Origin of the sequence: Synechococcus sp. BS55D (genome assembly GCF_004332415.1) — a bacterium.
In the GTDB taxonomy this organism is placed as follows: Bacteria; Cyanobacteriota; Cyanobacteriia; order PCC-6307; family Cyanobiaceae; genus Synechococcus_C.
Window position 1 is genome coordinate 25,608 of the sequence record NZ_PHQT01000005.1, and the last position, 12,750, is coordinate 38,357.

General features: G+C 64.3%; 12 protein-coding genes. 7 read left to right on the forward strand and 5 right to left on the reverse strand.

Going from position 1 to position 12,750, the window contains the following annotated elements:
* Window positions 1-32: 32 nt before the first annotated feature.
* Window positions 33-611, forward strand: a complete 579-nt coding sequence (locus CWE16_RS10910; protein WP_131595375.1) for a cell division protein SepF — start codon at window positions 33-35, stop codon at window positions 609-611.
* A gap of 52 nt (window positions 612-663) precedes the next feature.
* Window positions 664-1,446: a pyrroline-5-carboxylate reductase gene (gene proC, locus CWE16_RS10915; RefSeq protein ID WP_236629726.1), complete on the forward strand. Its 783-nt coding sequence runs from the start codon at window positions 664-666 to the stop codon at window positions 1,444-1,446.
* Between the two features lie 15 nt (window positions 1,447-1,461).
* On the opposite strand, the gene CWE16_RS10920 is transcribed toward proC, so the two are convergent.
* From CWE16_RS10920 to hpf, 5 genes are read right to left on the reverse strand one after another with little or no spacing between them, the layout of a single operon-like run.
* Window positions 1,462-2,634 carry a glycosyltransferase family 4 protein gene (locus tag CWE16_RS10920; protein WP_131595379.1) on the reverse strand — a complete coding sequence of 391 codons (1,173 nt, stop codon included), beginning with the start codon at window positions 2,632-2,634 and terminating at the stop codon, window positions 1,462-1,464.
* Window positions 2,635-2,664: 30 nt separating this feature from the next.
* On the reverse strand, window positions 2,665-4,044 hold the full coding sequence (locus CWE16_RS10925; RefSeq protein WP_201737996.1) for an MFS transporter: 1,380 nt from the start codon (window positions 4,042-4,044) through the stop codon (window positions 2,665-2,667).
* A 19-nt stretch (window positions 4,045-4,063) separates the two neighbouring features.
* Complete coding sequence (gene recO / locus CWE16_RS10930) at window positions 4,064-4,849, reverse strand: DNA repair protein RecO (RefSeq protein WP_131595382.1); 786 nt, start codon at window positions 4,847-4,849, stop codon at window positions 4,064-4,066.
* Window positions 4,839-5,549 carry a 2-deoxyribose-5-phosphate aldolase gene (locus tag CWE16_RS10935; RefSeq protein WP_131595384.1) on the reverse strand — a complete coding sequence of 237 codons (711 nt, stop codon included), beginning with the start codon at window positions 5,547-5,549 and terminating at the stop codon, window positions 4,839-4,841. The genes recO and CWE16_RS10935 overlap by 11 nt, the downstream gene beginning before the upstream one ends.
* A gap of 37 nt (window positions 5,550-5,586) precedes the next feature.
* Complete coding sequence (hpf, locus tag CWE16_RS10940; protein WP_131595386.1) at window positions 5,587-6,174, reverse strand: ribosome hibernation-promoting factor, HPF/YfiA family; 588 nt, start codon at window positions 6,172-6,174, stop codon at window positions 5,587-5,589.
* Between the two features lie 57 nt (window positions 6,175-6,231).
* Here hpf and lipB point away from each other — a divergent pair, with 57 nt between their 5' ends.
* From lipB to CWE16_RS10965, 5 genes are all read left to right on the forward strand, one after another.
* Window positions 6,232-6,885 carry a lipoyl(octanoyl) transferase LipB gene (lipB, locus tag CWE16_RS10945; RefSeq protein WP_236629727.1) on the forward strand — a complete coding sequence of 218 codons (654 nt, stop codon included), beginning with the start codon at window positions 6,232-6,234 and terminating at the stop codon, window positions 6,883-6,885.
* 20 nt (window positions 6,886-6,905) lie between these two features.
* Window positions 6,906-8,894 (forward strand): AMP-binding protein, encoded by a 1,989-nt coding sequence (locus CWE16_RS10950; RefSeq protein WP_201737997.1) that lies wholly within the window; start codon window positions 6,906-6,908, stop codon window positions 8,892-8,894.
* A 66-nt stretch (window positions 8,895-8,960) separates the two neighbouring features.
* The gene (locus tag CWE16_RS10955) at window positions 8,961-9,404 is read left to right on the forward strand and encodes a YlqD family protein (protein WP_131456087.1); all 444 of its coding nucleotides are present in this window, start codon (window positions 8,961-8,963) and stop codon (window positions 9,402-9,404) included.
* Window positions 9,405-9,472: 68 nt separating this feature from the next.
* Window positions 9,473-10,807, forward strand: coding sequence for a dihydrolipoamide acetyltransferase family protein (locus CWE16_RS10960; protein ID WP_131595392.1), 1,335 nt, complete (start codon window positions 9,473-9,475; stop codon window positions 10,805-10,807).
* A gap of 65 nt (window positions 10,808-10,872) precedes the next feature.
* Complete coding sequence (locus tag CWE16_RS10965; protein ID WP_236629708.1) at window positions 10,873-12,750, forward strand: APC family permease; 1,878 nt, start codon at window positions 10,873-10,875, stop codon at window positions 12,748-12,750.

Genomic DNA, 12,750 nt, shown 5'->3' on the forward strand with positions numbered 1-12,750 from the left:
GCTATTCAGGGTCAAGGTTTTGCAGACTCCAGGTGTCGCTGATTTCCCGCCTTCGCGCCGTTGTTGCCGGTGATGATTATCTCGATGGCGACTATGACGATCTCGACTACGACACCGGCGAAGAGCATGAGGCTGATTCCGGGGCCACCCATGCCAGCGGTGGCGCTCTCGCACCGCTCGGTTCTGACAATCCCTTCGGCAGCGACTCCCCCTTCGGTGGCAGCTCAAATGTGATCGGGATGCCCGGTATCAGCACTGCGGCGGCTGAGGTGATGCTCATGGAGCCCCGCAGCTTTGATGAGATGCCGAAGGCGATCCAGGCGCTGCGCGAGCGCAAAACCGTGATTCTCAACCTCACGATGATGGAGCCCGACCAGGCTCAGCGTGCGGTGGATTTTGTGGCAGGGGGCACCTTTGCCATCGACGGCCACCAGGAGCGGGTCGGTGAAAGTATCTTCCTGTTCGCTCCAAGCTGCGTGAGCGTGACCAACGCCGGCCACGAAGAGGCCTCCTCCCCCACGGTGGTGAGCCGAGATGTGGAGCAGTCATCCGCTGAGGCCAGCATGGCTCCTGCCCCAGCCTGGGGCGGTGCGACTGCCGCTGCGCTTTGAGCCCTGCTTCAGCACTGTGCCTGACTCTCTGGGGGTGATCGGCCTGGGTCGGATGGCTCAGGCTCTGCTGCTGCCTCTGCTTGAGCAGGGTGTTGTCTCGGCCGACGATGTGATCGCGGTTGTTGGACAAGCGTCAACCTGCCAGCGCTTAGCGACGTCCTTGCCCCAGGGCGTGCATCTTTTGGCTGCAGCGGATCCGGAGGCGCGTTCGGTTTGGACGTGCAATGTCCAGCTGCTGGCGATCAAGCCCCATCAGCTTGATGGGGTTGCGGCTTCTGCACCGCCTGTGCCGGAGGGGACGTCCCCGATTCTGATTTCTGTTCTGGCTGGTGTGACCCTCGAGCGCCTTGAGGCTGCCTTCCCCGGACGACGTTGCGTTCGCGCGGTTCCAAATACCCCGTGTCTGGTGGGGGCTGGCCTCACCGGTCTGGCCTGGGGGCAGGGGCTCACTCCAGAGGATCAGCAGCGGGTCAAGGCATTCTTTTCCCCGGTCAGTGAGGTTCTTGAGTTGGGCGAGTCGCTTTTGGATGCGTTCTTGGCTCTCACCTCGTCCGGTCCGGCCTATGTGGCCATGGTGGCGGAGGCGATGGCTGATGGCGCCGTCGCCGCAGGCCTGCCCCGCGATCTCTCCCATCACCTGGCCCATCGCACGTTGGCCGGTACGGCCGCGTTGCTCAAGGAGCAGGAGCTGCATCCCGGCCAGCTCAAAGACATGGTGGCGTCACCTGGTGGCACCACGATGGCCGCTCTCCGTAGGTTGGAGCAGGCAGGCCTTCGCTCCGCATTGATCGAGGCGGTTGTGGCTGCGTCTGAACACGGCCGAAACCTGCTCTGATGGTTCAGCGGGTCATCAAGCAGCGTGGCTGGTGCGGGTTCTGAGTAGCTCGGCGTACAGGGCTTCGATCGCTTCGATATTGCGGCTGAGGGTGTAGCGCTCCAGAACCCGCTCGCGGGCGCGTCGGCCCAGTTCGGCGCTGAGCACCTCCTGGTCGCGAAGCACTGGTAGGAGGGTGCGCAGCTGGGTGGTGACCCCCTGGGTGCTCAGCACGATGCCTGCGCCTTCGTTGAGTACTTCCCCATCGGCACCAGCGTCTGTGGCCACGCAGGCACAACCGCAAGCCATCGCTTCCAGCAGTGCGAGCGAGAGGCCCTCCACCAGGCTCGGGAGAACGAACACTTCGGCTGCCTGCATCAGGGCCACCCGGGTGCAGAGGTCTGACTCGTAGCCCCACCAGGTCACGCTGCCATTGCCATGGGCGTTTTGCAGGGTGGTGCGGAGGGGGCCGTCTCCCACGACCACCAACCGGCAGCCACGGGGATTGACCAGCCGCCAGGCCTTGAGCAGGGCCTCGACATTCTTTTCGGTGGCGATCCGCCCCATGTAGAGGAAAATCCGGTCGTCGCCCAGTCGTTCGCGTACCGCCTGCTGCCCTGGGCTGACCGTGCTGGGATCCCCTGGGGCCCAGCAGTGGGGGTCGACGCCATTGGGAATCACGGCCAGCCGCTCTTCACGAACCCCGAGTCGGGCCAGCACTTCAGCCTGCAGATCGGAGAACACGATCACCCTGTCGTAGCGGGCCAGGGCCGGTGCATACAGCTGGTAGGTCAGTTGTTGCGTGCCAGCGGTGAGGTTGCGCAGGCCGGCATCGAAGGGTGGGTGAAAGGTTGCGACCAGAGGCACTCCCAGTTGCTGGCAGAGGTCTGGGAGGCGGAAATCCAGGGGGGAGAGGGTGAGACTGGCGTGGACCAGATCGGGCTGAAGCCGTTCTAGGGATTCGCGTAATTCCCTTTGAGCCCCTGGTGAAGGGATTGTGTAAACCTGCGATTTGATGAGGTACGGCAGGCTGACGTCCGGATCGTTCGCCAGCAGCGAGGTGGTTCGATTGGCCGGGGCCTCCGGGTTGTCGAAATGGATGAAGCTGGTCTGATGGCCACGGGCCTTTAGGGCTTCCGTGGTGCTCAGCCCGTAAGTGACGTTGCCGCAGAACGGTGATTTTTTGCCCAGCCAGGCGATATGCGCCACCCGCTGCTTCCCCTCTGCTGAACAAGAAAGTTAGCAGCGCTTCCAGGGGCGCTCCACTAGTGCAGCAATCAGAGCGAGGATCGCAAGCAGTCCCAGCACCGGGGAGAGGCCCACACGGCTCACCAGGGTCCCCGCCAGCACGAGCGGAAGACTGAGGGCGATGTTGATCAGATTGTTCTGCAGGCCGAACACGCGCCCCCGCTGGTGTTCAGGGGTGTCCTCCTGAATCGTGGTCTGGGCTGGAATTGCCACGAGGGCAGCACCTACGCCGAGAATTCCGCAAAGGCCCAGGGTCCCGCTCAGGGAGCCCTTGAACTGGCTGAGCAGGAGCAGCGACCAGGTGATCGTTCCCAGACCGGCTGCCGTCAGGCGGCGGCGGCTGAAGCGATGGCCGAGTTGGGCGGTCAGTACAGCGCCCACGGCCATGCCCAGGCCACTCATGGCCAGCAGAGTGCCAAAGCCGGAGGGGCCGAGGTTGGTGATCAGTGCGGCGAGCTGGAGGGCCAGCACATAGAGGGCCGCCAGCAGGCTGTAGAGCAGCACCAGATGCACCATGGCGCTTCGTACGGTCGGAAAGTGCCTGAGAACCTGCATCCCTTCGCCGATCTCCTGCCAGACGGAGCGTCCAGAGCTGGTTCGGGGGGGCTCATCCCGCCGGATCGCCAGCAGGCTCAGGGCCGCCATGCCGTAGCAAAAGGGCAGCAGAGTGAATTCCCCACCGGGAATACCGAGCCGCTCCGAGGCCAGGTTGAGGGCGCGAAGGATCGGTTCCCCAAGGGCGAAGCCCACGATCGTGGCGCCCATGCTCGTTGTTTGGTAGAGCGAGTTGGCAGCGAGCAGGTGTTCTCCTGGCACCAGCAGCGTGATCGCGGCTTGTTCCGCCGGTGCGAAGAACTGGGTCAGGATTGACTCCAGAAAGGTCATCACAAGGAGTCCCCAGTAGCCCCAGGGCAATCCGAGGATCTGGGGGCCGGGGATCAGACAGAGCGGTGTGAGCAACACCAGGAGCGCCCGCAGGCCGTTGGAGGCCACCATCACCCGTCGCTTGGGCCAGCGGTCCACCCAGACCCCAGCCACGCTTCCCAGCACCATGGCGGGAATGGTGTTGGCGACAAAGATTCCGGTGGCCAGCAGCGTGATCACCTGGGTGCGGGTGCTGATGTCGAAGCCGTAGTCGGACGCGACATCCGCCAGGACCCCGTTGTGCTGCTGCGTCAGCAGCAGGTGCTGATCGATCAAGAAGACCATCAGCACGATGTAGAACTTGTCGGCCAGCTGGGAGAAGATTTGGCCGATCCAGAGTTTGCGGAAATCCTCAAGCCTGAGAACGGCCTGGAGACCACGTCCCCCTTCTGGATTGCCCCCGGTCGGTAGGGCTGGTTCCGGGATGTTCAGAGATGGACCGCTCAAAGTGGCTGCCGTGACCGGGTCATGATCGCCCAGCCTCCCGCACCATGGCGAGGGAACGGACCGGCCGGGGCAGATGGGCCCTGATCCAGCACTCCACAACCGTGAGCAGGCGTAGCCAGACATCGACTGGTCCCATCAGCTCACCATCGCGTCGGTGGGGGAGCTCGGCCCTGGGGAGTCGCTGCAGGAGGGCCAGTTCCGATGGGTTGAGCTGAATCGCGGCCCCCGGTTGGCGCTCGATGGCAAAGCCTTCCTCCGCCAGCAGGCTGCAGCGCCAGTCCCACTGGCCAATGGGTGGTATCAGGGCGGAGCCACTGCGGCAGCAGCTTTGGAGCGGCAGCCCATAGCCGCCGAGGGCGAGCAGGTGCACGCAGGCCTGCACCGTGCCGGCCAGGGCGAGGGTCGGTTGGGGTGGTTGGAGCCGACTCCACTGCTCCAGCCGCTCCAGATGCAGCAACACCATGTCCAGGAGTCCTGGCATCGGATCGTCACCGGCCACCAGGGCGATGCAAAGTTCCGCCAGCGCCTGGGCACCGGCCAGGGTTTCCAGCCGCTGTCCGACGGCGCTGAAGCTGTGCTGCACCCGCAACTGCCGGATCCGTGGGAGACCTCGCTGGCCGACCACCTGCAAGTCCAGTTGGGTGAGGGGCACCGCTGCGGCCAAGCTGCTGCGCGGCCTGCGGGCTCCGGGAACAGCCAGTCGGATCACTCCCGATTCCCGACTCAGCAGGGTGAGCAGTCGATCGTGTTCTCCAAGGGGGCCCACCTTCAGCGCTAGACCCTCGAGGCGTCGCTCAGTCCCCATGGGAGCCGCCTGAGGAGGGACGGCGCAGTTCCTGAAGCAACTGAGGGCCATGGCTCGTGCCCAGCGCTGTTGCACCGGCTTCGATCAGCGCCGCACAGGTCTCCAGCTGCTGAATACCGCCCACGGCTTTGATCCCGCAGCGCGCGCGGCAGAGTCCTCGCAGGCGCTGGATCTGGGCTGGGGTGACCCCTGGCCCGAAGCCAGGGCCACTCTGTAGGGCGCAGACCCCGGCATCGAGGGCCGCTTCAACCGCTAGTTCCAGCCGATCGTCAGCCAGGCGGTTCAGGTCGAGCACCACCGTGATCGGAAGGCCGATTGCGCCCAGGGTGGCGAGCTCCTCTGCGAACTGATTGCCATCCCCGGTAGCTAATGCGGCCAGATCAGGGGCCACATCCAGGGCGTCTGCCCCTTGCTCTGCTGCCCATTCCGCTTCCGCCTGCTTCAGCTCGCTAGGGAGGCCACCGAAGGGGAAGGCAATGGTGGCGATCAGTCGGGTTGCACCAGGGGCACCAAGCCGTTCCCGCAGCATCGGCAGATGACGCAGGCTGGTGCAGAGCCCACCCATCCCAAGTTGCCGCGCCGCGTCACAGCCCTCCTGCAGCTGTTCGGGCGTCAGGTGGGGATCCAGCAGGGCTTGGTGGATCAGGGGGGCCAGTTCAGGCAGATCCTGCCGGCGGGTCGGAAGCGGCACTGGGGGCATGGAATCCTGGCGCGGGAGCCGGGCTGGAAGCCCGTGATCAGTCCCGAGCCTGAATCACGCCGTAGCCACCGTGGTTGCGGCGATAGATCACCTGCAGCTCACCGCTCTCCGCATCACGAAAGAGGTAGAAGTCGTGATCGATCAGATCGAGCTGATGGCGGGCTTCCTCCATGCGCATCGGTGGCATGGCGAAGTATTTGCGACGCACCGCGGGCTCAGGGAGTTGGGCCTCCTTGCCGTCGAGTAGCGAGCCATCGATGGGTGCCTCACTGGTCACCGCATCGGTGGGGGGCGTCTCGCTGGCGCGATGGCCATGGCTGTGGTGATGGTCGCTGTGGCGCTCTTTAAACCGACGCAGTTGTCGGCAGAGTTTGTTGGCAACCAGATCAATGCTGGCGTAGAGGTTTTCGCTGCGTTCCTGGGCGCGAATCACGGTGCCGTTGGCGAAGACGGTGACCTCCGCTGTTTGCTGGGGAACTCTCGGGTTGCGGGCTACGGAAAGATGCACATCCGCTTCCTTGACCATGTCGTTGTAGTGCTGCACCGCCCGCTCCAGCTTTGACTGGGTGTAGTCGCGCAGAGCAGGGGTCAGTTCGAGATTGCGACCATGGATCAGCAGCTTCACGGCATCCCTCCGGTGCCAGACGATATCCGCAACCTAGAGACGCCAAACCAGGGGGCAATGCAGGCTGCGGCATTTCTTTTTGAGCCCGCTTCGCCTGTGTCATTTTCAGAGGCCTGGAACTGGCAGCGCTCCTGGCAGGAGCGGCTGTTGGTGGAGCCGGGAGCGGCCCACCCCGAGGCTGTTTGGTTGCTGCAGCATCCCCTCTGCTACACCCTTGGCCGTGGTGCCAGTGAGCAGCATCTGCGCTTTGATCCCTCGCACCCTCCGGCGCCCCTGCATCGGATCGATCGGGGAGGGGAGGTGACGCACCATGCGCCCGGTCAGCTTGTGGCCTATCCAGTGCTTGATCTGCGCCGGCATCAGCCTGATCTGCACTGGTACCTGCGTGAGTTGGAAGCGGTGGTGATCGACGTGCTGGAGCTTCTGGAGCTGCAGGGTGAGCGGATCGAAGGCCTCACCGGGGTCTGGTTGGACGGCGCCAAGGTGGCGGCGATTGGGGTTGGTTGCCGCCGCTGGATCACCCAGCACGGGCTCGCACTCAACGTGAATTGTGATCTCGAAGGTTTTGAGGCCGTCGTGCCCTGCGGGTTAAGCGGTCGTCCGGTGGGGCGACTGAGTGACTGGCTTCCAGGCTTGACAGTGGAGGAGGTGCAGCCCCTCTTGGGCCAGGCCCTGGCGGCGCGGTTTGGCCTCGAATGGCTCAGTCCTTGAATTTCTAGCTGCCATTGCCGATGGCGCCCCAGGGTGATAGCCCTGGGCAATCCCGGGTCCCTGCCGTGTCGTCATTCGCTCAAGCCAGTTGGAGCCCTACAGCGCGGGAGCAGCAAGCCCTGGCCCGTCAGGAGCATGTGCAGGCCCTCGGACGGGTGGATCAGATCTGGCCTTGGCTTGCTCACCATCACGGCCGGGTGCTGGCGGTTGACGCTCCCCATGCCGTTCATCCGGAGCGCTTCAGTTACGGCGAGTTGGACGAACGAATCGCGCGGGCGGCCAGCGCGTTCGCTGCGCTTGGCATCAGCTCCGGCGATGTGGTGGGGCTCTTTGCGGAGAACAGCCCCCGCTGGCTGGTGGCGGATCAGGGGCTGATGCGGGCCGGGGCCACTGATGCGGTGCGCGGCGCTGCCGCACCCGTGGAGGAACTCCGTTACATCCTTGAGGATTCCGGGGCGGTGGCCTTGGTGGTTCAGAACACCGACCTCTGGCGGCGCCTTGACCTCCCGCCCCAGTTGCGAGCGCGACTTCGCTTTGTGCTTCAACTTGAGGGAAAGGCGGCGGAAGGGGTGCTCGCCTTTGATCACTTCCTTGCCCTGGGCGAAGGGCATACCGCTCCTGATCCGGAGGCAGGGCGAGACCGTGCCACCGCGGACGCAACGATCGCAACGATCCTGTACACCAGCGGGACGACCGGCCAGCCCAAGGGGGTGCCCCTCAGTCACGGCAACCTGCTGCATCAGATGCGCAGCCTTGCCTGTGTCGCGAGGCCAGAAGCCGGTGACCCGGTGCTGAGTGTGCTGCCCATCTGGCATGCCTACGAGCGCAGTGCGGAATATTTCTTTTTTTCCTGTGCCTGCTCGCAGACCTACACCACGATCAAGCAGCTGAAGAAGGATCTGCCCCGGGTGAAGCCGGTGGTGATGGTCACGGTGCCGAGGCTTTGGGAGGCCGTGCAGGCGGGCTTTGAAGATGTGGTGAAAACCTTCCCCGCTTCCCGTCAGCGCCTGCTGCGGGCAGCCCTGGCGAATAGCAGCGCCTATGGACTGGCCCGGCGCCGCAGCCTTGATCTGATGTTGGAGCCGCAGCGCAAACGCGATCGACTGCGCGCCACTGCCGAGGCGGCACGCCGCTGGCCGGCCCATGCCTTGGCATCCCGGTTGATCTGGCCAAAGCTGCGCCTTCAGTTAAGTGGCGGTCAACTGCGCTACCCGATCAACGGCGGTGGAGCGATCGCTCCCCACGTGGACGCCTTTTTTGAGGCTGTAGGGATTGAACTGCTGGTGGGTTATGGACTCACGGAAACCAGCCCCGTGGTGAGCTGTCGTCGTCCCTGGCGCAACATCCGCGGTAGTTCCGGCTTGCCGATGCCGGAGACGCAATTCCGGATCGTGGATCCCGAGAGCCGTCAGCCCCTCGGATACCGCCAGCGGGGTCTGGTGCTGGTGCGAGGCCCGCAGGTGATGAAGGGCTATCTCGGTCAACCAGAGGCCACCGCCAAAGTGCTGGATGCCGATGGTTGGTTTGACACCGGTGATCTCGGCATGTTGTTGCCGGATGGCTCGGTGGTGCTGACAGGCCGGGCTAAAGACACGATCGTGCTGAGCAGCGGTGAAAACATCGAGCCAGGCCCCCTGGAGGAGGCGCTGGTGGCCAGCCCCTTGATCGAGCAGGTGATGCTGGTGGGTCAGGACGAGCGTCAGCTCGGTGCCTTGGTGGTGCCCAGGGTTGAGACCATGCAGGCTTGGGCCTCTGATCAGGGGCTGGCCCTTGGCGAGGAGCTGGGAGGGCGGCCCGGTGATGAAAGCCTGCGCCGCCTGCTGCGCGGTGAACTCAATCGATTGCTGGCGCAGCGGGTCGGATCCCGTGCCGATGAGCGGTTGGCGGGGGTAGCCCTGGTGGAACCGTTCTCGATTGAGAATGGCTTACTCACCCAAACCTTGAAGCAGCGCCGCGATCGGATCAGTCAGAGGGATCGCGCGGCGATCGAGGCCATCTACGGCCGTTGAGGGGCGGTCATCCGTCTTGACCTTCCGGCGTTGGGCTGAGACGCTTGGCGCTCCCTCACGGCTCCCATGTCAGACGGCACCAGCCTCTCGATCAAGCGTTCCATCACCGTTCGTGCCGTCGTGACTCCCGCCTGGAAGGAGGAGGCTGAGCGCGAGTTGAGCAATGCGATTGCCACCACCGATCAGCAGCTGGCCCAGTTGGAGCAGGAGGGGCAGCAGGTGGTGGACGAGATCCGTCGCCAGAGCGCCAACCCCCTTGATCCCCGGGTGCAGGATCAGGTGGCGCAGGTACAGCAACAGGTGGCTGCCAAACGGGCCGAACTGGAGGAGCAGAAGCGCAACCTGCTGCAGCAGCAGGCTCAGGTGCGCGAGCTCGAGATGGAGCAGATCGTTGAGCAGGGCCAGATCGAAAGCTTCTGCGAGCTCAAGGTGGGCGACAACCTCGTGAGCAAGATGCAGGTGGCTGTCGTCGTGCGGGACGGGGTGGTCGAGTCGATCGAACAGGACTGATCCCTTCTTGGGCTCAGCGGTCTGGTCGGCCCGTAAAATCCCCCTACTCAGCCCACCTGGAGACGGTTTTGGCGACCCACGACATCTTCATGCCTGCCCTCAGCTCCACCATGACGGAGGGCAAGATCGTGGAGTGGCTCAAACAGCCCGGCGACAAGGTGGCACGGGGAGAGTCGGTGCTCGTGGTTGAGTCCGACAAGGCCGACATGGATGTTGAATCCTTCAATGAGGGTTACCTGGCGGCGGTGCTGATGCCAGCTGGGAGCACCGCTCCTGTTGGTGAAACCATTGGCTTGATCGTGGAGACCGAGGCCGAGATCGCCGAGGCTCAGGCCAAGGCAGGATCAGGCGGTGGCGCAGCAGCTGCTCCTGCTCAGCCTGCTGCTGCGGCCTCTTCACCGGCTCCTGTTGCCGCAGCACCCACACCTGCTGCTGTCCCCGCTCCTGCGGCACCCGCGGCACCGGTCGCTGCTGCCCCTGCGCCCGTGGCCAGCAACGGTCGTCTCGTGGCCAGTCCTCGTGCCAAGAAGTTGGCGGCCCAGATGGGCGTGAATCTCGCTGGTCTCCGCGGCACTGGACCCAATGGCCGGATCCAGGCGGAAGATGTGGAGCGGGCTGCTGGGCGCCCCGTGAGTGTTCCCCGTGTGGGTGAAGGCACGGCAGTCGCTGTGGTGGCCGGTGCCGGTGCTGCTGCCCCCAGCGCTCCGGCTGGCAACAGCTTTGGTGCCCCCGGCGACACCGTTGCCTTCAACACGCTTCAGGCGGCGGTGAATCGCAACATGGAAGCCAGCCTGGCGGTGCCCTGCTTCCGCGTGGGGTACACCATCACCACGGACAAGCTCGATACGTTTTACAAGCAGGTGAAGCCCAAGGGCGTCACGATGACGGCCCTGCTGGCCAAGGCTGTGGCGGTGACCTTGGCCCGTCACCCCCAGGTGAATGCCGCTACCACCGCCGCCGGGATGGCCTATCCCGCTGATGTGAATGTGGCCGTGGCGGTGGCCATGGAAGACGGCGGTCTGATTACGCCGGTGTTGCGTCAGGCCGACCGCACCGATCTCTATGAGATGTCGCGTCAGTGGGCTGACCTGGTGAAGCGCTCCCGCAGCAAGCAGCTGCAGCCAGAGGAATACAGCACCGGCACCTTCACCCTCTCCAATCTGGGCATGTTTGGCGTCGATCGCTTCGATGCGATTCTTCCCCCAGGCACCGGCGCGATCCTGGCGGTTGCCGCTTCTCGCCCCACTGTGGTGGCGGGCAAAGACGGTTCCATCTCCGTGAAGCGTCAGATGCAGGTGAACCTCACGGCCGACCACCGCGTGATCTACGGCGCTGATGGCGCTGCCTTCCTGAAGGATCTCGCGGAACTGATCGAGACCAGGCCGGAAAGCCTCGCGATCTGAGCGATCAGGGCAGGAGCTGTCAGATCCGGGCAACGTTGGCAGGCTTGGACCGAATGCTCTAAGTCGTGTCCACTGGTTTTCTGTCCCGTTTCTTCGGTCGACCTTTACCCCGTGCAGCCGCCGTCGGCGAGCGGCTGCCCAACTTTGAGGCCCTGCCCATCCTCTCCTCCGATGCGCTCTCGTCGGTGGCCTATGCCACGGAGGCAGCGCTGGGCGTTTTGATCCTTGGCGGTAGTGCTGCCCTCGGGCTGTCCGTGCCGATCACCCTGGCAATCATCGCCCTGATCGCGATTGTGGTGCTCTCCTATCGCCAGGCGATCGCCGCTTATCCCGATGGTGGCGGTTCTTACGTGGTGGCTCGCGACAATCTCGGTCGCAATGTGGGCCTCGTTGCCGCAGCTGCCCTGCTGATCGATTACACGCTCACGGCGGCGGTGAGCCTGATGGCGGGAACCCAGGCGCTGTCGTCTCTGGCGCCATCTCTGCTTCCCCATGAGGTGTCGCTGTCACTGCTGCTGTTGGTGCTGGTGGGCTGGGCCAATTTGCGGGGGGTGAAGGAGGCCGGTCGGGTGTTTGCGATTCCCACCTATGCCTTTGTGTTGATGGTGGTGTTGCTGACGATCGCGGGTCTGAAGGACCTCACGTTCCACCACGGCTGGTCAGCGGATGCGCCCCCGTCGATGCAGGCGCTTGAACCCATCGGTCTGTTTCTGATTCTGCGGGCCTTCAGCTCTGGCTGTTCCGCCATGACCGGGATCGAAGCCATTGCGAATGGCGTGAAGGTATTCAAGGAGCCTGCTCCGGCGAATGCTCGCAAGACGCTCCTCGTGATGGGGGTGTTGCTCTCCCTGATGTTCCTCGCGGTGAGTGGCATGGGATTCATGTATGGCATCGCCCCCGATCCCAAGGTCACCGTGCTGGCCCAGATCGGCATCCGCGTGTTCGGAGCAGGCAGCGTGTTGTTCTGGGCACTCCAGATCGCGACGCTGCTCATTCTCGTGCTGGCAGCCAATACGGCCTTCGCCGGCTTCCCGCGGCTGGCGGCGATGCTTGCCGATGATCGTTGCCTTCCGAGGCAGATGAGCTGGCTAGGAGACCGGCTGGTGTATCAAAACGGCATCGGTGTGCTTCTGGCCTTCACCGCCCTCATCATCCTGATCTGCAGGGGAGACACCACCGTGGCGGTGAATCTCTATGCCCTCGGGGTGTTCACGGCTTTTACTCTCTCGCAGCTGGGATTGGTGCGGCGCTGGTGGCGGCTTAGGGGTGATGGTTGGCAGGGCCGCATGCTGATGAATGCCCTGGGAGCCCTCGCCACCTTCCTGGTGCTGCTGGTGATCGTGGTGAGCAAGTTTGATGAGGGGGCCTGGACGGTTGTCATTGCGATTCCCCTGCTCGTGGCAGGGCTGGCGATGATCCGTCGCCGTTATCGGGAGGTGTATGCGGCCATCGCACCAAGAGCTGGCATGGAACCCCTCTGCTGCCCGGAGCGCAGCACCCCCACGGGGCATCACTGCATTGTTTGGATTGCAGGCCTCACCATGCCGAGCTTTGAGGCCGTGCGTTATGCCTGCTCCTTTGCCGACTCGGTGACAGCGGTGATGGTGCTCGCGGAAGAGGAGGACCCCGGTCGGCTCAGTACCGAGTGGGATCGCTGGGCCGGCACCCAGACGGGCTCCCTTGAGTTCAAGCTGCTCGACAGCCCCTTTAGTTCACTAATCGACCCCTTCTGCGACTACGTGGAACAGGAGGAGCAGCAGCACCCGGACCGCACCACCACTGTTGTGATGCCCGTGGCGATTCCTCGCGACCGTCTCGACATGACACTGCTGAATCAGCGAGGCCTGAACCTGTTCCGGGCCCTGTCGGCCGACGGCAGTCGGGTGTTTTCGATCGTGAGGTATTACGTGAAGGAGCCGATGCAGGACCCTGCCCGCGCTTAG